Origin of the sequence: Halomicrococcus pelagicus (assembly GCF_051917725.1) — an archaeon.
GTDB lineage: Archaea > Halobacteriota > Halobacteria > Halobacteriales > Haladaptataceae > Halomicrococcus.
The window spans coordinates 165,034-187,189 of record NZ_JBQBLX010000005.1 but is presented as its reverse complement, the minus strand read 5'-3'; the positions used below and the strand labels follow the sequence as shown (position 1 = coordinate 187,189).

Here is a 22,156-nt window from a genome sequence, read left to right as displayed (position 1 = left end):
CTGCTACCGCCGTATTCCCTCCCCGTCGGTCGCAACGGGGCGGCGATTCCGGGCGAGTCGGGTTTCGAACGACGCCGGGTCGTCTTCGCTCGTTGCGAGTACGCGTTGCTTTTCGACCTCCGCGTGAATCGCGTCGGTCACTCGCGCGTGGTCGCCGAGCGGGTCGGCGTACTCGATTCCGCCGCGCTCGAGTTCGAGTTTCGCCGGAATCTCCTCCGTCGTCGCTTCGGACCGGGTCAGAAACAACGGAACGGCGACGGTACGACTGTTCGAGGTGTTGTAGCGCACGCATTCGACCGTCGGATTCTGCAGGAGGTAACAGGTGAGGACCTCACCGTAGTCCGACTGGTCGCTCAGGCGTGCCGCGTGGTACTCGGTCGTCTGGCGCTGGTACGGTTTCGAACTGCTTCCGAACCCCACGAGTACGAGCGAGGCGTCGTCGTCCGCTCGCAGTACTTCCGAGGCTCGTTGGACGAGGACGTCGGTGACGGCAGGGCTCCGGCCGACCGGTTCGCAGTAGCGCACTTCGCCGGGGACGTACGAGAGCGCGGCGGGAACGCCGTCGGTCGTATCGAACGTGTGCGCCGTGGTCATGGGTACGGCGTAGACCCGGTCGCCTTCGATTTCGGCGAACGTCTCGCGGAGTTCGCGCACCGGTTCGTTTCCGTACGTCGCGACGTGCACGTCGCCGACGCTGGCTCGGCGTCCGAGCCGGTTCGCGTGGGTCTCGTACACTTCGCGAGCGTGCGGGGCTTTCCGGCCGACGAGTAGGATTGCTTCGTTTGTCATTATTGGAATCCCGCCGATATACAAGCTGGATTTAATTATACCAAGCTTGCTTGATTTCCACCTGGGGCAGCGACCGTCTAATAAGTTTTGGACGCTGGCGAAAAACTTCCGACGGCGGTAACCATCGGGTACTCTACCAACCGGACCCGCGTCCGACGGTTTCACGATTTCCAGCGAATACGAGGACTACCGTAGAGGACCGGAGAGAACACTCGTCTTCGCCGGTGGGTGCGATGACTCCACGTCGGCGAATCGGCGGGCGGTCCGAAGGGCGACGGTTCCTCCGTCGACGAGTAGCACCTTCTCGCTCTCGGAACCGTGGAGAGGCGGAATCGGGCGAGTTGCGCCTTCGCTACCGGAGGAGCCACTCTTCGACGTCGCCTCGCACGGAGACGACGTCACCGATTATCGTAACCGCAGGGGACTCTATCTCCGCATCTCGGCTCTTCGCGACGATATCGCCGACCGTTCCCGAGACGGTCTTCTCGTCGCACCACGTCGCTTTCTGCACCATCGCCGCGGGCGTCTCGCACGATACCCCGTGATTTCGGAGCGCCCGAACGTTGTTCGGCAACCGGTTCACGCCCATCAGGATGACGAGCGTCCCTCCCGCCTCGACGGAATCGGCGAGCGCGCCCCAGTCTACGGCGCTTTCGTCCTTGTCTGGCGTCTGGTGTCCCGTTACGACGGTGAGACTGGAGGAACGGTCCCTGTGCGTCAGCGGGATTCCGCTCACGCTCGGCGCGGCCAGGACGCTCGAGACCCCGGGGACTATTTCGAAGGGGACGTCTTCGGACGCCAGGTGTTCCGCCTCCTCCCCTCCCCGGCCGAAAACGTTCGGATCCCCGCCCTTGAGACGAACGACGTCCTCCGCTTTTCGGGCCCGTTCGACCATCAAATCGTTGATATCGTCCTGCGTCGTTCGCTGTGGCGGGCGTTTTCCGACGTCGATGAGCTCCGCCGATTCGGGGAGTTGGTCGACGATTCGGTCACCGGTCAACGAGTCGTGGAGGACGACGTCCGATTCCCGCAGCCGCCGCCACGCCCGCCTCGTGAGCAGTTCCGGATCTCCCGGGCCGGACCCGACCAAGAACACCGTGCCCGTCTCTTCCTTTCGGTCAGTTCGTTCTGCCGACCGACCTCGGTTATCGGATTTCGACACGTCGCCTGAGAACTGTTCTTCCCCTTTCGTCCGTTCGTCGTCCGTCGGCCCGTTCCCGGTCGCCTGTTCCCGAACGTGCGTCCGTCGACTCGCCGCGTCCCGTTCCCCGGAAAGCGGCCCTCGAGAGGGGACGGACGACTCCTCGATTCGGTCCGTCTCCCCGGAGTCCGGTCGGGTACGCTCGGTCGTATCTTCGTCCATGCGAACGCAAACACAGTTGTCATACTTCAATCTTGCTTGTATTAAATGGGTGGGAACGACAACCTCACTTGCCTCCACTGTGGCCCACCGGGCCGCACCAAACGATTAAAGCCTACTTTCACTAACTACAAAATAGATGGGTAATCGCAGAGCATGAGTACGGGACAAGGTGACTTCGACCGACGGTGCCGGGAGGGAAACTCGACGTGGGGGCCGCCGATACGATGAGATTCGTTCTCGTCGCCGGATGCACCCGCACGGCCGAAATCGACGGCATCAGCGCCGCCGGGGCCGACACGGACGTAATGGTACACACTCCGAGCGCCGACCTCGAAATTCTCGAATACGGGAAACCGACCTCGTCTCCCGTCGTCCCCGTCAGTCCCACGGGCTGTCCGACTCCGGCGGTCGTTTCTCGCGCCGTGCGGGAACTGCTCGGGTTCGAGACGCTTGGCGTCGACGCCGGCCTCGGCAGTCCGACGTGTGCGCCGACGGTCACGGTCGGCGAGGAGAGCGGCGAGGACGTCCGACGGTCACGGCCCGTACCAGATGCCGAAGAGGTGTTCGAGAACGCCACACGTCTCGGACGCGCGCTTCCCGACGACGAGATCGTCGTCGGCGAGACGATTCCCGGCGGAACGACGACCGCACTCGGCGTCCTGACCGCGCTCGGCGAGCGAACGACCGTCTCCTCGTCGCTCCCCGAAAACCCCCTCGCCCTCAAGCGAGACGTAGTGAACGACGCCTTGACGGCGAGCGACCTGTCGAAGGGCGATGCGGCGGGCGAACCGATAGCGGCGGTGAGTCGCGTCGGCGATCCGGTTCTGGCCGGCGTCGCGGGGACGACCATCGGAGCGCTCGAATCCGGCACCGACGTGACGCTGGCCGGCGGCACCCAACTGGCCGCCGCCGCGGCCCTCGTTCGACACGCGGGCGTCGACGACCCGATATCGCTCGCCACGACCTCGTTCGTCGCGACCGACGAGACCGCCGCGATAGAGAAGTCGGCCGCCGACCTCGACCTGACGTTGACCGTGACCGACCCGGAGTTCGCCGACGGAGACTACCCGGCGATGGACGCGTACGTCGCCGGCGAAGCGAAAGAGGGCGTCGGGATGGGTGGCGCACTGGCGCTGGCCGACCGGGCGGGGGTTTCGATGGCGGCAGTGCGCGACCGCGTCGTCGACGTGTACGAACGGACCACGGAAGCGGAACCGGCGGTGAAACCGTGAGGGGCGTCGTCGTCGGCGGGACGCGCTCGGGCGTGGGAAAGACGGTCGCCACGCTCGCCGTACTCCGGGCCCTCGAAGCGGCGGGCCACTCGGTCCAGCCCGCGAAGGCCGGCCCCGACTTCATCGACCCCAGCCACCACGCTACCGTCGCCGGCCGCCCATCGCGTACCCTCGACGTCTGGCTCGAAGGCGAAGTCGGACTGCGGCGGAACTACTACCGCGGCGACGGCGACGTCTGTGTCGTCGAAGGCGTCATGGGACTCTACGACGGCGACGGGTCCAGTACGGCGATGGTCGCCGAGGCTCTCGACCTTCCAGTAGTGCTCGTCGTCGATGCGAGCGCCGGAATGGAGAGCGTCGCTGCGACCGCGGTCGGCTTCCGCGAGTACGCCGCCGACGCGGGACGCGACATCGACGTCGCTGGCGTCATCGCACAGCGTGCTCACGGCGGCCGCCACGAAGCGGGGATAGCGGACGCCCTTCCCGACGAGTTGACGTACTTCGGTCGCATTCCGCCCCACTCCGACCTCGAAATCCCGGATCGCCACCTCGGCCTCCACATGGGCGACGAGGCTCCCCTCGACCGGGAGACGCTCGACGAGGTCGCCGAACACGTCGACACCGAACGACTCGTCGCGACCGCCAGCGAACCGCCGCGCCCCGAGCCTGACGACCGAAAGCCGACCCGTGACCGGCGAGTCGCCGTACCGCGCGACGACGCCTTTAGATTCGTCTATCCGGGCGTCCTCGAACGACTGCGGTCGCGAGCCGAGGTCGTGACGTTCGCACCGACGGACGGGGACGACGTTCCGGACGCCGACGGCGTCTACCTTCCCGGCGGGTATCCGGAACTGCACGCTGGCGCGCTCGCTGGTGGACCGGCACTCTCGTCGCTCCGTCGGTACGCGAGCGAGGGCGTCCCGGTTCTGGGAGAGTGCGGTGGGATGATGGTCCTAGGCGAGTCGCTGACGACCGCCGACGGGGACTCGTACGAGATGGCGGGCGTCCTGCCCGCCGACGTCCGGATGCACGACAGGTATCAGGCCCTGGACCACGTCGAACTCCGTGCTCGCGAACCGACGCTCACCGCCGGGGCGAACGACTCCGTCCGCGGCCACGAGTTCCACTACTCCAGCGCCGACGTCGGCTCCGACGCCCGGTTCGCCTTCGACGTAGAGCGGGGGTCGGGTATCGACGGTGACCGCGACGGTCTCACGGAGTACCGGACGCTCGGCACTTACGCGCACGTCCACGCCGAAAGCGGTGCGTTCGACCGATTCGTCGACGCTCTCTAGCGTCTCCGGGACGATTCGGACGTCGGCCCGACGGTGACCGTGGCGTTCCAGGCAGTACGGGCCGAACGGACTCGTTTCGACCGGATTATCGACTCTACGGACCCACAAAGCATTTATCGAATCCGGTCAGCCACCCTGTTGACGAGGTTGCCTCTGACCTACCCGGTCTGCCGCCATCAGCAGTCCGGCCTCGTCACGAACAGTTCGACAGCCCCTAGCACCACCCCCTGGTGCTTTTCCGCGCTCCTCCTCGCCGAACCTGAGTCGTCCGCGGCTTCTATCCGGCGTCGGTGAAGAACCTCCCGCACGCTCGCCAGCATGAATACCGAGAGCGCTCGGTAGAACCGTTCGTTCTCGAAGGAGGTCCAACGAAAAGTGCAACAGAACCCTCCAGACAGAACCAACGGTGCCGTCGATTCGGAGGTCCACGAAGACGCGGCTCGCCGGTGGCGGTTTGTTCACCGCCCGTCGGGACGTCTGTCCCTGCCTCGGTAGCTTGCAGTATCAAACCGCATCTTTAACGCCCCGTGGGTCGGAAAAATCGCTATGGGAGACCCGTCAGCCGCTCTATCACCGCGGCGGCAAGCGTTCGATGCGCTTGCGGAGGCGTCCGCCGACGGCATCATCATGCTCGACGAGGAGAGCGTCATCCAGTACGCCAACCCCGCCGTCGAGCGCATCCTCGGGTATCCCTCCGAGGAGATCGTCGGGGGGTCGAAGATGACGATCATTCCCGAACGCCTCAGAGAAGTCCACATGGAGGCCTTTCAGCGCTATCTGGAAACCGGCGAGAAACACATCGACTGGACGTACGTCGAACTGCCGGGACAACACAAAGACGGTCACGAGGTACCGTTGGCTATCTCGTTCAACGACTTCACCCGGGATGGCGAACAGTATTTCGTGGGGACGTTCCGCGATATCTCGGTCCGCAAGGACGTCGAACGGAAACTCGAACGGCAGAACGAACGTCTCGACCGCTTCGCCAGCATGCTCGCGCACGAACTCCGCAATCCGCTGTACGTGGCTCAGTCCTATCTCGATTTCATCGACGACGAAGAGAACACGGCGACCATCAGTCAGATTGCAGACGCCCTCCAACGTATCGACGAGATCATCGAGGTACTGCTAGTGTTGGCCCGTGACGAGAGCGAGGTCGATGGCCTGGAGACCGTCGAGATGCAGAGCGTCGCCGCGGAGGCGTGGCCTGAGACGGCGACCGACGAAGTGGACCTGACGCTCGTGGGTACACAGCAGATCACGGCGAACCCTTCGCATCTCCGGCACGTGTTCGAGAACCTGTTTCGAAACGCGATCAGGCACAACGATGGAGCGGTCACGGTACGGGTCGGCGCGCTCGACGGCGGCTTCTACGTCGAAGATACGGGTCGAGGCATCCCCGAAGCCGAGCGCGAGGCGGTGGTGGAAGCAGGCTACACCACGGACGACGACGGAATCGGACTCGGACTGACGTTCGTGGCCGAGCTCGCGGACGCGTACGGATGGGACTACGTCATCGGGGAGAGCGACGAAGGCGGTGCCCGATTCGAGTTCACGAACGTCACTCGCTCGAACTGACCGAATCGCCGGAGCGTCGGAGTACTTGTGTGGATATCTCGGAGGTGGCGAACGAACGTAAGATAATCTACAGCTGAACTACTGTTTAGTAGGAAGGGGTGGATGGGGGACTCGTTCGGCCTTCGTCAGGGTCTTCGCTCCCCAGATTGCCGTAATTAGAATGGCCAGCAGCACCCAGTGAGCGTAGTACGATGCGTCCGCCACCTCGAAGGATTGGGAGACGAAGTTCACCCACCCATGCAACAGGATGATGCCGAGGATGCTGCGCGATGTATGATTGTAAACCCACGTGAATACCACTGAGAGCGCGACAGTCCCGATCATGAACAGCCAGAACGCCGACGTGGCGAACCCAACTTCCTCGCGCTGAAACGACCCTTCGATAAAGAACAACGGGAGGTGCCAGGCCGCCCAGACGACGCCCAAGATCAGGCTGGCACCCAACGCAGACCAGTTCAGTTGAAGCCGGTCCAACGCATACCCTCGCCATCCTAGCTCTTCGAGGATCGGCGGAAGCGTTGCAAAGAACAACGTCGGAAGGAACGCAAGGGGATTAGTGCCAACTTCCTGCACCCATTCGCCTACCGTTGCGCCTGGGCCACCAAATAGCGTATCTACTAACGCAGCGACGATAGTCACGACCACGGGGACCAGAAGTATGACGAGGAACCACCGAACGCCGATTCGGCGAACCTGCTTGATGCGATTCCAGAAATCCGTCCGCCCTCGTTCATCGTAGACGAGATACACGAACCCGATACCGGCGGCACCGGGGCCGAGGAGTCCCAGTAATAGCAATACGAGTCCTTCAACACTGTCGAAACTCACCTCGAGGGCGATCGCTGCCAGCCAACAGCCCCACGTTATGGCGTACGTCACGCCAAAGAACAGCCAGGGATTTCCGGCAGAGATAGACGTATTGCCGAACGTTCGACGTGAGGTCTCTTGCACACCTCACTTACTACCGCCACATGCTTAACAGGATGCGATATTCACGGAACCACCGTGGTGCGAGGATCTGGGTGACCCAGCCTCCGACATAGACGCTCACCGAAGCGCTTCGTAGCTTTCCACCTTCGAACAGAACTCGTCCAGCGTACTGCATCCGACCACTGTCCCTTGCACGGTTTGAAGTCACCTACCGAACGGGTATCTGAAGTGGCGTGCTTAATACAGGGCGCGTATCGTTCACGAATCGGAGCGGCTACTATCTTTACCGGTGTTTCCCAGCAGATAGCCCCCAAAAGCGAGCAGCCAAAGGATGAGAGGATAGGCCACCCAGCGCTCTATCCCACCGGATCCGAGGAACTCCAGTGGGCTTGGGCCACCGACGACTAGTCCGTAGAAAAAGACGCTAATCAGGACAAGAAGAGAGATTCCACCGAAGAGGCCACAAAGAAAGGAAAACGGTCGGGAGATAACCCGGGAAGAGAGAACAACCGTGACACCACCACTGAAGAAGGTGAGGAGAGCGAACAACCCATGCCAGGGTGTCACATTGCCTGGAAAAACTCCGACGGCAAATGCGCCGAACCCAAAAATAGCGAGCGCGAGCGGGAACCCACGACGATCCAGAGCGCGGTAGACAAAGTAGGCTGAAACCAGTACGAGTGCCCCCGTTATCAGCATCGTGCTGTTGAAGATCGTTGCGGAAGGCTGGTGGATAATCGGATTCGGTGGCACGGTTGACCCGAGATCACTGATCTCCTGTCTCGTCGAATAATTCGGATAGAGGACTTCTGCCGTGATGATTCCCATGAAGGCGATGAATCCCGCCAGAACCATGTTGAATCCCGCAATCGACGAATCCGAATACCCGAGTCGAGCTGAAATCCCACCACTATGAGAATCGCTCATGGACAACGGGACATACGTTCGTCTCAGTCAAGTAGTGTTTGGACGTGGAATCGGCACTGTCCTGCTGATTACATCGTCTGGGCAGTTTCGGTAATTGGCGTGTCTGGCGTGACGCTGACCACGTCTGTCCGTGCGAGTTGTCGGGCAGTCATCCCGATGTCGGTACGTTCAGTGGTCATACCACCGAGCGTACGCTAGCGACACGGTGAACTATTCGCTCGTCTTCAAAGACCGTGCAGAGTTGGTCGTGGTGGTACAGGCCGGTGATTGGTGGGCGGAGTTACGACGGACTGGTTGGTTGCGTGTGGCGAGTTGGAGTGGCCTCTCACAACGTCGAACACGGTGAGCGAGACGTGGGATGGTCTCCTCTGAGGGGGTTCTACCACATTTGAGCAATTCATCCTCTAGATTGCGCACCAGTCATCCGACCCTGTTCAGTTAGTGGTGCGAACTTATCGCTTGCTTCTGCTCACCTTCCGTTTTATTGCTGGTGCTGGTGTAGTCGTACCGTCATGGAACCCGTTAGGAGTAGTCTCGGGGGTGGTGTCGTTGCGACTGCTGTGTTGACTATTCTTTTACTGATTGGCGACCTGCTATTGGGTGGGTACGACCTCTTGGTCTTCGCTACCGTAGAGAATCTCTGTGCCATTGGACCGCCGGTGTGTCTCGCTGAGAGTTCCACGGCGACCCTGCTCACGTATTTCATGTACGTTCTGCTGTTTGTGGTCGCATGGCCGTTGTTTTTCGCTGGATTCACGTGGGGACTGCCGGGTGAATCAGGTATTATTCACGGACTCGTATTTAGTCTCGTTCTCTGGCTGGGATATGCAACCGCCATCATCTACGGGGTCGAGTTCAGCGAGCAGACACCCGCTGAGGCATACCCGTTGCTCCTAGCGACATTAATCGCCTATCTTGGATATGGGTTCGTGCTTGGCGGTGTGTATGACCGACTCGCTGAACATCGGACATTTCTCACAGGAGCCTCAACAGGACAATAGCCCATCGCTCAATCCATACTCTGTATTGCGCACAGACGGTCCAATCTTGTCAGCAGGAGGGTCAGGGAAGCCAGCCTGAACGCTATCAATACTCATGGGTCCCCAAAGTACTCATAATACTCGCGTCACGTTCCGGTATGCCTGGACCAGTATTCCTGGAGGGCGACACGGTAACCCTTCGACCAGTCGAAGAGGAAGATATCGAGTTCATTCAAGGAGTGATGAACGACCCGACCGTCTGGCGTCCAGCACTCGATATCAATCCGATGAATGACAACCTGGCCGCAGAGTTTTTCGAAGATGTCCTGACCACCGAAGGGGACGTTCACTGTTTGGTCTGTCACGACGACGACCCGGTTGGTCACGTTTCGTTATCGGAATCCCAGTACGGCCCCACCGAGACATCGAGGGCCCGATCTGCGGAACTAGGGTACTGGATTGCACCCGAACACCACGGTCAGGGATACGGATCTGACGCTGCCGCTTTGATAGTCGAGTACGCCTTCACAGACCGAAACCTTCGGCGGTTGAGTGCGCATGTCGGAGATTTCAACGATGCTTCCATCGCGCTGCTGGAATCGCTGGGATTCGAGCACGAAGGGACGCAACGAGAGGCCGCATGGTACCAGGGTGAGTATTACGACACGCTCTGGTATGGGCTCCTCCGGTCGGAGTGGCAGAATACCGAATAGCTCCCATCAAGGGTCCACAAATCAGTCACACGAACCAGTCACCTCCGAATTTCCGACGCCATACACTTCTGACCCTTCCTGTCGTGGTGATGAGTGCCTTCTCTCCCCCGAACGCTACCTCGTCCCGTGACCGATACGCGCCCTGTGTTTAGCGGTTAACCGAACTCCCTGTTCACCGCCAGAAGTTCTCGGCCGACCGAGAGGTCATAGTCAGTAGAACTCACCACATCGACTCGGATGTTTCAGAGCGTCTCCTTGGTGGCTGACGTGGATCGATCAGACTCAATGACGTCATCTGCACGCTCGTTGAGGGCTGGGAGGGCAGAAAGGGTTTCACGGCCGCACCGTAGTATCAGCACTCCGGAAGAATCGAAATCGGGACCCCGTAAGCGGCCAAGACGTGGACACCGATTCTCGACGGATTATCGACGAAGGCACCCCCAAGACCAGATGCTGCATTGATGCCGTCGTGAAGCACCATCGATAGGAGGATGCTCCCGCCGGTGCTGTTGTATAGCCACGTGAAGATGATTGCGAAACCGACCACGAGCCCCCATAGAGCAAGAAGGACCGGCCGCTGTACCCCGGACCATCGAACGAAATCAAATTCGGCAGCCAAAGGCGGTTTATAAGTAACCCGTCGCTATCTGTCGGATTTTAATCGTTCGGAAAACGAATGGGCGCTGCAGGATTTGAACCCGCGACAGCTTGGTCCGAAGCCAAGTACTCTGTCCAGACTGAGCTAAGCGCCCTCGGTCACACGTACTGCACGACTCCTTTTAAGCGCCGTGGTTTCTCCCGGACCGGGACACGTCCGATTCATTTATACCGGGTCGGACGAGTAGCCGGGGTATGGACGACGGACGTGCCCGGGGGCTGTTCGAACTCACCCGGCCCGGGAACACGTTCGCCGCTGGCGTTCTGACCCTCATCGGGGCGTTCGTCGCCGGTATCACCGACCAGTCGGTCGCGGATCCGGTCGGCAACGTCACGGCCGCGGTCGCGGCGACGTGGCTCGCTACCGCCGCCGGCAACTCCATCAACGACTACTTCGACCGGGAGATAGACGCCATCAACGCGCCGGGCAGACCGATTCCCCGCGGAGCAGTGACGCCGCGGGAGGCGCTGTGGTTCAGCGCGGCGCTGTTCGTCGGTGCGGTCCTGGCGACGCTCACCCTGCCGCCGTTGGCCATCGCCATCGCGCTGGTGAACCTCCTCGCGCTGCTCCTGTACACGGAGTGGTTCAAGGGACTGCCGGGCGTCGGTAACGCCGTCGTCGCCTACCTCGGCGGGAGCACGTTCCTGTTCGGGGGTGCGGCCGTCGGCAGCATCGCCGAATCGGGCGTCCTCTTCGTGCTGGCCGCACTGTCGACGCTGACGCGCGAAATCGTCAAAGACGTGGAGGACATGGCGGGCGACCGCGAGGAGGGGCTGAACACGCTCCCGCTGGCCATCGGTGCGCGGCCGGCGCTCGCCGTCGGGGCGGCGTTGCTCGTGATCGCAGTCGCCGCCAGTCCGCTCCCGTACTTCTGGACGGCGTTCGGCGCGGTGTACCTCGCGGCGGTCGCGCCCGCCGACGCGGTGATGCTGTACGCTGCCTACGAGAGTTTCGAGGACCCGACTGCGGGCCAGTCACACCTCAAGTACGGCATGTTCCTCGCCGCGGCGGCGTTCGTCGTCGGTCGCGTCGCCACCCTTCTCTAGCGAAGTGACGGAACAGATACCAATCAAAAAGAATATAAGTAAAAGTACCTATCTTTATCTACGATGAGACAGAGGAGAGGGTCGGCCGTGGTCGACGGCTGGCGTTCTCCCGCCACACCGCCGTGAGGGACGTCATGTATGAACTCGGTGACGCGTGCTCGGCCACCGAATGTGAACCGGGGACGAACCTGCTGATCGCTGGCCCGCCGATGACTGGCAAGCGTGCCCTCGGTCTCGACGTACTGACCCACGGGAGTCGTCGGGGCGACGGTGCGATCGTCGTCACGACGCAGGACAGTGGCGACGAGGTCCTCCGGGCGTACGAGGACCGCTTCGACGGGGCCGTTCCGACAGTGGGCGTCGTCGACTGCGTCTCCAAGCAGCAGGGAGGGAGTCCGACGCCCACCGACAGGGTGGCCTACGCGTCCTCGCCGGTCGACATGACCGGCATCGGTATCGAACTCTCGGAGTTTCTGGAGCGGTTCTACGAGCGCGGCGTCCGCGAGAACCGCATCCTGCTCGACTCGCTGTCGACGCTGCTGATGTACTCGAACCTCCAGACCGTGTTCCGGTTCCTCCACGTCTTCACGGGTCGCGTCCAGAGCGCAGACGCCCTTGGCCTGTTCGTCGTCGACTCGACGGCACACGACGACCAGACGATGAGCACGCTCCGACAGCTGTTCGACGGCGAGATAGAGGTGCGAGAGAGCGACGCCGACCGGTCGGAGCTTCGACTGAAAGGCGTCGGCGAGACGACGGAGTGGCAGACCGTCTGAGCGGAGTCGAGCGGTCGACCGCTTCTGCGGGCCGTTCTCCAGCACGCCGTTTCTCTGCAGTACGTCGGTCTTCGGCAGCACGTTTTTGCTGGCGCGCCCCGTGATACACAGGTATGCCAGTCGAGAGCGACGACGAACTCCGTCAGATACTCGAACTCGACACCGTCGCGGTCGTCGGCTGTTCGACGACGGAAGGCAAAGACGCCCACGAGATTCCGAAGTACCTCCAGGAACACGGCTACGACGTGATTCCGGTGAACCCGTACGCCGACGAGATATTCGGCCGTCGGGCGTACGACTCGCTGGCCGACGTCGAGGAGGACGTCGACGTCGTGGACGTGTTCCGGCCGAGCGACGAGGTCGGAGGTATCGTCGACGCCGCGGTCGAGCGCGACGACGCGGGCGTCATCTGGACGCAACTCGGCATCCGCGACGACGAGGCGGCCGAGCGCGCCGAGAACGCCGGCAAGCGCGTCGTCCAGGACCACTGCATGAAGGTCGAACATCAGCGGCTGATGGGGTGACGGTCCGTCGGCGGTGACAACGTTGAAGGCGCCGCGAGGACACGGTGAGAGGGATGAACGAGGGGGACGACGACGCGAACGCCCGGGACACGACCATCCGCGAACTGGACGAACGGACGGTCCAGCAGATAGCGGCCGGTGAGGTGGTCGAACGGCCCGCGAGCGCCGTCAAGGAGCTCGTGGAGAACAGCCTCGACGCCGACGCGTCGCGCGTCGACGTGACGGTGGAGGCGGGCGGCACCGAGCGCATCGCCGTCAGCGACGACGGCGTCGGGATGACGGAAGCGGACGCTCGCGCCGCCGTCCGGGAGCACACGACGAGCAAGATACGGGACATCGACGACCTCGAATCGGGCGTGGGGACCCTCGGGTTCCGCGGCGAGGCACTGTACACCATCGGCGCGGTGTCCCGGACGACCATCCGGACGAAGCCACGGGACGGCGACCGCGGGACCGAACTCCGACTGGTCGGCGGCGAGGTCGAGGCCGTCGGGCCCGCCGGCTGTCCCGAGGGGACGACGGTCGAGGTCGCGGACCTCTTCTTCAACACGCCGGCGCGCGAGAAGTACCTGAAGACCGAGGCGACCGAGTTCTCGCACGTCAACCGCGTGGTCACGCGCTACGCGCTGGCGAATCCGGACGTCGCCGTCTCGCTGACCCACGACGGCCGCGAGGTGTTCTCGACGACCGGCCGCGGCGACCTCCGGTCGGCCATCCTCTCGGTGTACGGCCGCGAGGTCGCCGAGGCGATGATTCCCGTCGAGTCGAGTGGTGGGGAGGAGTCCGCGAGGTCGAGAGACGGGGACGAATCTGTAGAGCCGGGCGACGGGGACGAGTCCGCTGCATCGGGGGACGGGGAGAGTTCGGTCGACGTCTCGGGATACGTCAGCCATCCGGAGACGACGCGGAGCAGCCGCGAGTACGTCTCGACCTACGTCAACGGGCGCTACGTGCGCTCGTCGACGGTTCGGGAGGCCGTGCTGGACGCGTACGGCGACCAGCTCGCGCCCGACCGCTACCCCTTCGCCGTGCTCTTCCTCGACCTGCCGGGGGACGCGGTGGACGTGAACGCCCATCCGCGGAAGATGGAGGTCCGGTTCGGGGACGAGGCGACGGTCAGGGAGACGGTCCGCGAGACCGTCGAGTCGGCGCTGCTGGACCACGGACTGGTCCGCTCGTCAGCGCCGCGGGGACGCTCGACCCCCGCGGAGACCGACGTCGACCCGGTGCGGGGAGACGTCGACCGCGACGGACCGCCACGCGAGCAGTCGGAACTCGGCGCTTCGGGCGGCCCCGCGGACGTCGGCGCGGGCGACGACGCCGACGACGGTGGCCCGCAGCGGACCGACGCCCCGACGCGGCAGTCGTCCGCCTCGACGACGGAGCCGTCCGAAGCGTCGAGGGCGACCCGAGAGTCGTCCCGGTCGTCGGCGGACGGGCGCGAGTCAGGTTCCGCACCGGGCTCCGGCCGGGCACCCGCCTCGACGGACGACGCCGGTACGGCGACCGAGGTCGGCGAGTCCTCGCGCGGGGCCGAGAGTGGCGGGTCGAGCCCGACAGGGAGTCGAACGCCGGCGAACCGGCGGACGGGACGCCGCCGCGGCGACGAGGCGAGCGCGTCGAGGGACGACGCGCGGGACGGGGACGACGGCGGAGCGACGACCGGCGGGTCGGAGGTTCCGAGGTCCGCCGAGCGCAAGTTCCGGCCGGCGACGGAGGCGGGGACGCTCGGGGACGCCCCGGAGCGGGAGTTCGACCGCCTGCCGGCGATGTCCGTCCTCGGGCAGTTGCACGACACGTACGTCGTCGCGGAGACGAGGGACGGACTCGTTCTCGTCGACCAGCACGCCGCCGACGAGCGCGTGAACTACGAGCGGCTCTGCGAGCAGTTCGCGGGCGAGACGACGACGCAGGTCCTCGCGGAGCCGGTCGAACTCGAACTCACCGCGCGGGAGGCAGCGCTGTTCGACGAGTACCGCGACGCGCTGGCCCAGCTCGGGTTCCACGCCGGGCGCGTGCCGGAGGACCCGGAGGGGAACGAATCGGACGACGAGGGCGACGCGTCGGCGGTGAGCCGCAGCGTCGAGGTGACGACCGTTCCGGCGGTGCTCGACGAGACGCTCGACCCGGAGCTACTCCGCGACGTGCTGAGCGAGTTCGTCTCGACGGACGGAGACGAGACCGACGACGCCGCGACGACGACCGCGGACGCGCTCATCTCCGACCTGGCGTGTTACCCCTCCATCACCGGTAACACGTCGCTGAAGGAGGGCGACGTGGTGTCGCTGCTGGCCGAACTGGACGACTGCGAGAACCCGTACGCCTGCCCGCACGGCCGGCCCGTCGTCGTCGAGTTCAGCGAACGGGAGATAGAAGAGCGGTTCGAGCGAGACTATCCCGGCCACGCCCGGCGGCGCCCGGAGTGACCGGCGCGGACGCCGGGCGGAGCGCCGGACCGCTCGCAGTCCGCCGAGTGGGAACCCGAAACCCCAAAGACCTGTGACTTCGATGGTCCGGACATGGAACAGCGAACGCGCGTTCTCGGGGCCGCCGGGCTGACGGTCGCCATCTTCCTCCTCGTCCAGCTCGGCGCGCTGGCGCTGGTCGAGCCGTTCCAGTCGGCCGGTTTCCAGACCGTCGAGGACCCCTCGGACCCCACCAACAGTCTGGTCTACATCGGCATCATCCTCGTATTTACGGCGGGGATGCTCGCAGTGATGAAACTCGGCGTGGAGTGGATTCTCCGGGTCGTCATCATCGCCACGAGCGGTCTGCTCTCGCTGTACGTCTTCAGCGTCGTGATACCGGCTGCCCTGGTGGTCACGCTCGGCGGGGCGCAGTTCAACGTGCTGGCGTGGGTCGCCGCCGCGCTCGTCGCGCTCGCACTCGCGGTGTACCCCGAGTGGTACGTCATCGACGCGGCGGGCGTCGTGATGGGTGCCGGCGCGGCCGGCCTCTTCGGCATCAGTTTCGGCCTGCTGCCGGCCATCGTCCTGCTCTCCGTGCTCGCCGTCTACGACGCCATCAGCGTCTACGGTACCGAACACATGCTCACGCTCGCGTCGGGCGTGATGGACCTCAAGATTCCCGTCGTGCTCGTCATCCCGCTGACGCTGTCGTACTCCTACCTGGAGGAGACGGCGCAGGCGACGCCGGAGGGGGCCGTCTCGGCGGACGAGCGACTGGGCGACGGCGGCGCGAACGACGGGGCGGCGTCCGGCCACGGCCCGGGGGCGTCCGAGCGCGACGTGTTCTTCATCGGCCTCGGCGACGCCGTCATGCCGACGGTGATGGTCGCCAGCGCCGCCTTCTTCGCGCCGGTCGAACCGCTCGTCTCGGGCATCGCCCTGAACCTCCCCGCGCTGACGTCGATGGTCGGGACGATGGGCGGCCTCGTCGTCCTGCTGTGGCTGGTGCTGAAGGGGCGAGCGCACGCGGGCCTGCCGCTGCTCAACGGCGGCGCCATCGGCGGCTACCTCGTCGGCGCGCTCGCCAGCGGACTGTCGCTCACGACCGCCCTGGGTCTGTAGGGCCGCGTCGCCACGCGGTCCGTCGACGCGCTCTCGCGGGGTTCGCCGTCCATCGTCCGCGCTCTCTCCCGGGACGTCGCCCTTCGCCGGGACCCGAACTTTGAATCGCGTGCCGGAACCAACGTCGAGCGAGAGCGATGTTTCACGTCGTCGACTGGGCCGAACGAGAGGTGCCGCCGATGGTCGCCCTCGCCGTCGCCATCGTCGCCGTCAGCACGAGCGCCATCCTCATCGAGTTCAGCGACGCGCCGAGCATCGTCAAGGCGTTCTACCGCGTCCTCTTCACCACCCTGTTGCTCGCGCCGTTCGCGGCGACGCGCTACCGGAGCGACCTCGCGGCGTTCGCCGGACGGGACCTGCTGGCCGCGGTCGTCACGGGCGGGGCGCTGGCGGTCCACTTCATCACGTGGTTCGAGAGCCTGGAGTGGACGACGGTGGCGGCCTCGGTGACGCTGGTCCAGTCCCAGCCGCTGTTCGTCGCCGTCGGCGCGTGGGCGCTGCTCGACGAGCGCGTCACGCGCCGGACCGTCGCCGGCATCCTCGTCGCGTTCGTCGGGATGGCGGCGATGTCGCTCGGCGGCGTGCTCTCGGGCGCGGAACTCCAGGGGTTGCTCTCGGGCGCACTGTGGGACGAACTGCTCACGGGAGCGATACTCGACAGCGAGTCGGCGAGCGCCGGCGCCAGCCCGAGACCGCTGTACGGCAACGCCCTGGCGGTCGCGGGTGCCATCGCGGCGGCCGGGTACGTCCTCGCCGGGCGGTCCATCCGCCAGCGCGTCTCGCTCGTCCCCTACGTCACCGTCGTCTACGGCGTCTGCACCGTCGTCCTGTTCGGCGTCGCGCTCGCCCAGGTCGGCGCGGCCGACCTCGCGCTCACCGCCTACCCGCCGGTGGAGTGGCTGCTCTTCCTCGGGATGGCTGTCGGACCGGGCATCTTCGGCCACACCGTCATCAACTGGGCGCTGAAGTACGTCGAGTCCAGCGTCGTCAGCGTCTCGCTGCTAGGCGAACCCGTCGGCAGCACCCTGCTCGCGCTCGTCCTGCTCGGCCAGGTGCCCGGCACGGCGACCGTCGCCGGCGGTGCGGTCGTGCTCGCGGGCATCTACGTCACTTCGACGGCGTCGGGGGCCGGCTAGCCCGCCGGTCGAAACGACGGGTCAGTACTCCGGTCGTTGCTCGTAGTCGACGGGGTCTCGCACGCCGACGTTCCGGAACGCCTGGAGGCGGTACGCGCAGGCGTCGCAGGTGCCGCAGGCCGGCGATTCCTCGCGGTAACAGCTCCAGGTGTGCTCGTAGGGGACGCCGAGTTCCGTCCCGCGCTCGGCGATGTCGGTCTTCGACCACTCGACGAACGGCGCGACCACGTCGATGTCCGTGTCGGGTTTCGTCCCCACGTCGACGACGGACTGGAACGCCTCGAAGAACGCGGGGCGGCAGTCGGGGTATCCGGAGAAGTCCTCGCTGTGCGCGCCGACGAACACGGCGTCGCAGTCGTTGGCTTCCGCGGCCGAGACGGCCATCGAGAGGAGGTTCGCGTTCCGGAACGGGACGTACGTGTCCGGCACCTCGTCGCTCTCCATGTCGGCGTCCTCGACCGCCATCGAGTCGTCGGTGAGACTCGACCCGCCGATATCGGCGAGGTGGCTCGTCTCGACGCGGAGGAACGGCGCGTCGAGGATGTCGGCCTGCCGTCTCGCGCAGTCGAACTCCCTGTCCTCGGTGCGCTGGCCGTAGGAGGTGTGCAGGAAGACGGGGGCGAAGCCGCGCTCGCGGGCCTCCCAGGCGGCGGTCGCGCTGTCCATCCCGCCGGAGGCGAGGACGACGGCTCGTCTCTCGGTCGATGCGTCGGCGTCGGATGCGTCGTGGGTGTCGGTCGGTGACATCGTCAGGTTTCGGGGGCGTCGTTCCAGAGGTTCACGTGCAGTCGGGGCGTGTATCGGTAGCCGTACTCCATCGCCAGTTCGGCGACGCGGGGGCGCGTCTCGTCGAGTCGCTCGCGGGTCGCGCCCTCCGGCATCAGCAGGACGGCGTCGTCCGGGACGGCGACGTTCGCCGCGTCCCGGATTCGACCCAGGAGCTCCTCGACCTCGCGGACGTCAGCCTCGTCGGTGACGACGAACTTCAACTGGTGGTCGTAGTTCTCGACGAGCGCCGCCAGCGCGTCGAGGTCGATGCGTCGCTCCTCGTGGCGCTCGGCCCACTCGCCCTCGCCCGCCGGGTCCTTCTCGGCGGTCGGCGTCGACCCGGCGAGTTTCGGGCTGACGCTGGCGAGGTCGATGGGAACGTCGCGGTACACCGTGCCGTTCGTCTCGACGGTCGTGTGGTATCCGGCCGCGTCGAGACGGTCGAGGAGCACCGCTATCTCGTCGTGGACCAGCGGTTCGCCGCCGGTGACGACGACGTGGTCGGCGTCGTGCGACGCGACCTCTGCGACGACCTCGTCGACCGTCATCCGTGCGTGGGTCGGCTCCCACGAGGTGTGATAGGAGTCACAGAACCAGCACCGGAGGTTACAGCCGCTGGTCCGGACGAAGACGCTGGGCGTGCCGGCGAGCGTCCCCTCGCCCTGGAGCGAGTAGAACAGCTCGTTCACGGGGAGGGTCGGCTCGTCGGGTCCGTCCCCGTCTCCCTCGCGCGCCACTGCGTCGCTGCTCACCGGCATCTCAGAGCGGGCTCCCGCCGCAGAGCTCGGCCGTCTCGGACACCTGGACCCGAACGTCCGAGACGGTGTCGGGCAGTCGTTCGTCGAGGCGACGCTCCAGTTCGACGCTCATCACCTCCGCGGTCGGGGGCGCGTCGAGCACGACCACGGCGTCGCCGTCGCCGCTCGCCTCGAACGCCTCGACCAGCGGGTCGTCGGCTTCGAGCAGGAACCGGTGGTCCCACTCCGATATTACCGAGGTAATCTCTCCTTTGTCGACGACCCAGCCCTCCTCGGTCAACTCGCCGACGACCGTCACCGCTATCTCGTAGTTGTGTCCGTGCGGACGGCTGCATTTCCCGTCGTGGTGCAGGATTCGATGCCCGCTGCTGATGCGAATCGGGCGGTCGCGGCCGACGTGGAGGACGCGCTCGGACGACGATTCGGGTACGATTCCAGCCATACCCGAGGATTATCCGACGAACACTTAAACGTACGCAAGTCGCTGCCGCCCCGCGCCGGGGGTCGCGGAGGACGCTCCCGGCGAACGTTTAAACCGGAGGACGGGACCACTCCCGCCCGATGGAGGCGTTCGGTACCCAGGTCGTGCTCGCACCGGCGGCCGCGGCGACGGCGCTCGGCTTCGTCCTCGGCGGCGTCGTGCTCGGGACGACCAGCGGTCTGGTGCCCGGCCTCCACGTCAACAACCTCGCGCTGCTGCTGGCGTCTGTCGCACCCGCGATTCCCGGTCCGCCGCGGCTCGTCGGCGCGGCCATCTTAGCGGCCGGCGTCGTCCACTCGTTCCTCGACGTGGTGCCCGCGCTCGCGCTCGGCGTGCCCGACCCGGCGATGGCCGCGTCGGCGCTGCCCGGACACCGGCTCGTCATCGAGGGGCGGGGCCGGGAGGCGGTCCGGCTCTCGGCGCTCGGGAGCGGCCTCGCCGTTCTCCTGGCCGTCCCCCTCGCCGTGCCGGTGACGAAGGCGATGACGACCGCCTATCCGACGGTCCGGGCACACCTGCCGGTCGTCCTCGGGGCGGTCGTGTGTTTCCTCGTCGCCACGGAGCCGACCTGGCGCGGGCGCGTCGCTGGACTGGGTGCGTTCGCTGTCAGCGCCGCGCTCGGCTGGGCGACGCTGGACCTCTCTCCGGCCGCGCCCCTGCCCGCGGACGGCGTGCTCGCGCCGCTCTTTGCCGGCCTGTTCGGTGCGCCCGTGCTCGTCGAGGCCGTCGGCGGTGCCGGCGTCCCCGAACAGGCCGACCCCGCCCTCGCCGCGCCGCCCTGGTCGGTCGGGGTCACCGCGCTGGCGGGCGCGTTCGCGGGGGCGGTCGTCGGCTACCTCCCCGGCGTCTCCAGCGCCGTCGCGGCCGTGATAGCGCTGGCAGCCGTCCCGGGGCGCACCGAGGCCCGGGGGTTCGTCGTGGCGACCAGCGGCGTCAACACGGCCAACACCGTGTTCGCCCTGTTCGCGCTCGCGTCGCTCGGCTCCCCGCGGACCGGTGTGATGGTCGCGCTCCGGGAGGCGAACGCGCCCGTCGCGCTTCCCCTCCTGCTCGCCAGCGCCGGCATCGCCAGCGCCGCCGGGTTCGCGCTCGTCCTCCTGCTCGGCGACCGCTACCTGCGGACCGTGGGACGGCTGGACTACACCTACCTCTCGGTCGGCGTGCTGGCGCTGCTGGTCGCGGTGTCGTTCGCCTTCGCGGGCGCCGTCGGCGTCGGCGTCTTCTTCGGGAGCGCGCTCGTCGGACTGGTACCGACCCGGGTCGGCTGTCGGCGCGTCCACCTGATGGGCGTGCTCCTCGGCCCGCTGATGCTGGGGGTGTGAGCCGCGGAGGAGAGCGGTTTCGGGCTATCCGAAGTCCGAGAGCCGCACCTGCAGTCCGGACACCATCTTCGACTTCCGGCGCAGGGCGGCCGTCGAGACGGGCAGCTGCGGGACGATTGTTCGGACGGCGTCGTGGAACGACTCGGCCTCGCCGAACTCGCCGGCCAGCGACTCGCGACTCTCCGGTGCCGCGTCCGACGCGCCGCCGGGAACGCCGTCGAAGGCGTTCCGGACGCTCTCGCGGACCTGCCAGACGCCGACAGGGGCCCAGTAGTCGTCGCTGACCTCCCGGAGGACGAGCGCCTTCGCCTGCCGACCGACGTCGGCGAGATGTTCGAGGACGCCGAGGCGTGCGGCGTAGTACGCGCCGGCCGTCTCGTCGACGTACCCCGTCCGGCCCTCGTACCCCTCGTGGGCGCTCGCCATCCAGAGGTCGTCGTCGGGGTTCGGGTTCCAGATGCTCCCCGGCGCTTTCATCTCGACGAGTTCGAACTCCCACTGGCCGGGCGAGAGCACGACCCAGTAGCGGTTGCCCATGTACTCGTTCACCCAGACCTGCGTCTCGTCGACGCTCGGGGCGTCCCGGATGCGCCCCCGGAGATACTGCCCGACGGTGTCGTCGACGGCCGTGATGGACCAGCGCGTCGGGACCAGCCGGCGGTTCTCGCCCTGGCCGAGCGCGCCCGCCGAGAGGATGGTGTTGATGTCGTACACGTCGAATCCGCGGCGGTAGAGGTAGTTCATCGCGCCCTGCGCCTGCCAGTCGTCGTCCTCCAGCGTCTTCTTCACGGGCCGGGGGACGTGCGGGTTCTCCGCGAGCGCGGCGGACTCGGCGCGGGCGGAGGGGCCGGTCGGGGTCGCCACGTCGTCCACGTCCACGTCGAGGTCGAGCGACTCGGAGAGACCGATCTCCACGTCGACGGGGCGGTCGGCGATCGCTATCTCGCGCTGGACGCCGACGAACCCGTCCCAGGTGTCCTCGACGTTCACCTGCGCGGACCGATTGGAGTTCAACAGGCCGGTCCGGTACTGGAGGACGTTGTCGATGTCGAGGCCGCGGCTGTACCAGTCCCCGCTGGTGGCGAACTCCGAAGCGCTCTCTTCCGCCCCGACCGGCGAGAGGATGCCGGTCGAGACGTTCGGGTACGACGACCGCCCGACGAACACGGAGGGGGAGGTGCTGCCGAACAGCGTGTCTCCCTGCGCCACCTCCTCGAAGCGGTCCTGGAAGTCGTCGACGTAGTCGAGGATTTCGTAGGACTTCTCCTCGGCGAGCCGGCGCCGCCGTTCGCCGTCGTCCTGCTGCAGTCCGTCGATGTACTCGTCCAGCCGCATTCGACGGAAGTTGGA

General features: G+C 65.9%; 20 protein-coding genes and 1 tRNA gene. 12 read left to right on the top strand and 9 right to left on the bottom strand.

Annotation, left to right across the window (positions count from 1 at the left end):
- Nucleotides 1–3: 3 nt before the first annotated feature.
- Complete coding sequence (locus tag ACTF4R_RS14940; RefSeq protein ID WP_440008689.1) at nucleotides 4–789, bottom strand: CbiX/SirB N-terminal domain-containing protein; 786 nt, start codon at nucleotides 787–789, stop codon at nucleotides 4–6.
- 352 nt (nucleotides 790–1,141) lie between these two features.
- Entirely contained in the window at nucleotides 1,142–2,152 is a 1,011-nt protein-coding gene (cobA, locus tag ACTF4R_RS14935; RefSeq protein WP_440008688.1) for a uroporphyrinogen-III C-methyltransferase, read from the bottom strand.
- Between the two features lie 224 nt (nucleotides 2,153–2,376).
- Here cobA and cobT point away from each other — a divergent pair, with 224 nt between their 5' ends.
- The 3 genes from cobT (at nucleotide 2,377) to ACTF4R_RS14920 (ending at nucleotide 6,257) form a co-directional block, all read left to right on the top strand.
- Entirely contained in the window at nucleotides 2,377–3,384 is a 1,008-nt protein-coding gene (cobT, locus tag ACTF4R_RS14930; protein ID WP_440008687.1) for a nicotinate mononucleotide-dependent phosphoribosyltransferase CobT, read from the top strand.
- Nucleotides 3,381–4,679, top strand: a complete 1,299-nt coding sequence (locus tag ACTF4R_RS14925) for a cobyrinic acid a,c-diamide synthase (RefSeq protein WP_440008686.1) — start codon at nucleotides 3,381–3,383, stop codon at nucleotides 4,677–4,679. Before cobT ends, ACTF4R_RS14925 begins: the two co-directional genes overlap by 4 nt.
- Before the next feature lie 546 nt (nucleotides 4,680–5,225).
- The gene (locus tag ACTF4R_RS14920; RefSeq protein WP_440008685.1) at nucleotides 5,226–6,257 is read left to right on the top strand and encodes a PAS domain S-box protein; all 1,032 of its coding nucleotides are present in this window, start codon (nucleotides 5,226–5,228) and stop codon (nucleotides 6,255–6,257) included.
- 78 nt (nucleotides 6,258–6,335) lie between these two features.
- On the opposite strand, the gene ACTF4R_RS14915 is transcribed toward ACTF4R_RS14920, so the two are convergent.
- Both ACTF4R_RS14915 and ACTF4R_RS14910 read right to left on the bottom strand, forming a co-directional pair.
- The gene (locus ACTF4R_RS14915; protein ID WP_440008684.1) at nucleotides 6,336–7,208 is read right to left on the bottom strand and encodes a CPBP family intramembrane glutamic endopeptidase; all 873 of its coding nucleotides are present in this window, start codon (nucleotides 7,206–7,208) and stop codon (nucleotides 6,336–6,338) included.
- 237 nt (nucleotides 7,209–7,445) lie between these two features.
- A complete protein-coding gene (locus ACTF4R_RS14910) occupies nucleotides 7,446–8,114 on the bottom strand; it encodes a DUF998 domain-containing protein (protein ID WP_440008683.1) in 669 nt (222 codons plus the stop codon).
- A gap of 512 nt (nucleotides 8,115–8,626) precedes the next feature.
- On the opposite strand from ACTF4R_RS14910, the gene ACTF4R_RS14905 reads away from it, so the two are divergent.
- Nucleotides 8,627–9,115: a DUF6789 family protein gene (locus ACTF4R_RS14905; RefSeq protein ID WP_440008682.1), complete on the top strand. Its 489-nt coding sequence runs from the start codon at nucleotides 8,627–8,629 to the stop codon at nucleotides 9,113–9,115.
- Nucleotides 9,116–9,252: 137 nt separating this feature from the next.
- The gene (locus ACTF4R_RS14900; protein WP_440008681.1) at nucleotides 9,253–9,807 is read left to right on the top strand and encodes a GNAT family N-acetyltransferase; all 555 of its coding nucleotides are present in this window, start codon (nucleotides 9,253–9,255) and stop codon (nucleotides 9,805–9,807) included.
- A 677-nt stretch (nucleotides 9,808–10,484) separates the two neighbouring features.
- Here the strand turns inward: ACTF4R_RS14900 and ACTF4R_RS14895 are convergent.
- Nucleotides 10,485–10,559: transfer RNA gene (locus tag ACTF4R_RS14895), tRNA-Arg, on the bottom strand.
- Between the two features lie 100 nt (nucleotides 10,560–10,659).
- Between ACTF4R_RS14895 and ACTF4R_RS14890 the strand changes: the two genes are divergently transcribed.
- The 6 genes from ACTF4R_RS14890 (at nucleotide 10,660) to ACTF4R_RS14865 (ending at nucleotide 17,477) form a co-directional block, all read left to right on the top strand.
- The gene (locus ACTF4R_RS14890) at nucleotides 10,660–11,511 is read left to right on the top strand and encodes a geranylgeranylglycerol-phosphate geranylgeranyltransferase (protein WP_440008679.1); all 852 of its coding nucleotides are present in this window, start codon (nucleotides 10,660–10,662) and stop codon (nucleotides 11,509–11,511) included.
- A 134-nt stretch (nucleotides 11,512–11,645) separates the two neighbouring features.
- Nucleotides 11,646–12,287 (top strand): RAD55 family ATPase, encoded by a 642-nt coding sequence (locus ACTF4R_RS14885; RefSeq protein ID WP_440008677.1) that lies wholly within the window; start codon nucleotides 11,646–11,648, stop codon nucleotides 12,285–12,287.
- Nucleotides 12,288–12,400: 113 nt separating this feature from the next.
- Entirely contained in the window at nucleotides 12,401–12,811 is a 411-nt protein-coding gene (locus ACTF4R_RS14880) for a CoA-binding protein (RefSeq protein WP_440008675.1), read from the top strand.
- 53 nt (nucleotides 12,812–12,864) lie between these two features.
- Nucleotides 12,865–15,237, top strand: coding sequence for a DNA mismatch repair endonuclease MutL (mutL, locus tag ACTF4R_RS14875; protein ID WP_440008673.1), 2,373 nt, complete (start codon nucleotides 12,865–12,867; stop codon nucleotides 15,235–15,237).
- Nucleotides 15,238–15,330: 93 nt separating this feature from the next.
- Nucleotides 15,331–16,341, top strand: a complete 1,011-nt coding sequence (locus ACTF4R_RS14870; protein WP_440008671.1) for a presenilin family intramembrane aspartyl protease PSH — start codon at nucleotides 15,331–15,333, stop codon at nucleotides 16,339–16,341.
- A gap of 137 nt (nucleotides 16,342–16,478) precedes the next feature.
- The gene (locus ACTF4R_RS14865; protein WP_440008670.1) at nucleotides 16,479–17,477 is read left to right on the top strand and encodes a DMT family transporter; all 999 of its coding nucleotides are present in this window, start codon (nucleotides 16,479–16,481) and stop codon (nucleotides 17,475–17,477) included.
- Between the two features lie 21 nt (nucleotides 17,478–17,498).
- Here the strand turns inward: ACTF4R_RS14865 and queC are convergent, their stop codons facing one another.
- Genes queC through ACTF4R_RS14850 form a run of 3 tightly spaced genes read right to left on the bottom strand, consistent with a single transcriptional unit; the run spans nucleotide 17,499 to nucleotide 19,445 of the window.
- Nucleotides 17,499–18,224, bottom strand: a complete 726-nt coding sequence (queC, locus tag ACTF4R_RS14860; protein WP_440008669.1) for a 7-cyano-7-deazaguanine synthase QueC — start codon at nucleotides 18,222–18,224, stop codon at nucleotides 17,499–17,501.
- Between the two features lie 2 nt (nucleotides 18,225–18,226).
- Nucleotides 18,227–19,003 (bottom strand): 7-carboxy-7-deazaguanine synthase QueE, encoded by a 777-nt coding sequence (locus ACTF4R_RS14855; RefSeq protein WP_440008668.1) that lies wholly within the window; start codon nucleotides 19,001–19,003, stop codon nucleotides 18,227–18,229.
- 1 nt (nucleotide 19,004) lies between these two features.
- Nucleotides 19,005–19,445 carry a 6-pyruvoyl trahydropterin synthase family protein gene (locus tag ACTF4R_RS14850; protein WP_440008667.1) on the bottom strand — a complete coding sequence of 147 codons (441 nt, stop codon included), beginning with the start codon at nucleotides 19,443–19,445 and terminating at the stop codon, nucleotides 19,005–19,007.
- Between the two features lie 119 nt (nucleotides 19,446–19,564).
- Here ACTF4R_RS14850 and ACTF4R_RS14845 point away from each other — a divergent pair, with 119 nt between their 5' ends.
- Nucleotides 19,565–20,806, top strand: a complete 1,242-nt coding sequence (locus ACTF4R_RS14845) for a tripartite tricarboxylate transporter permease (protein ID WP_440008666.1) — start codon at nucleotides 19,565–19,567, stop codon at nucleotides 20,804–20,806.
- A 24-nt stretch (nucleotides 20,807–20,830) separates the two neighbouring features.
- On the opposite strand, the gene nreA is transcribed toward ACTF4R_RS14845, so the two are convergent.
- Nucleotides 20,831–22,141: a DNA repair protein NreA gene (nreA, locus tag ACTF4R_RS14840; protein ID WP_440008665.1), complete on the bottom strand. Its 1,311-nt coding sequence runs from the start codon at nucleotides 22,139–22,141 to the stop codon at nucleotides 20,831–20,833.
- Between the last annotated feature and the right edge of the window lie 15 nt (nucleotides 22,142–22,156).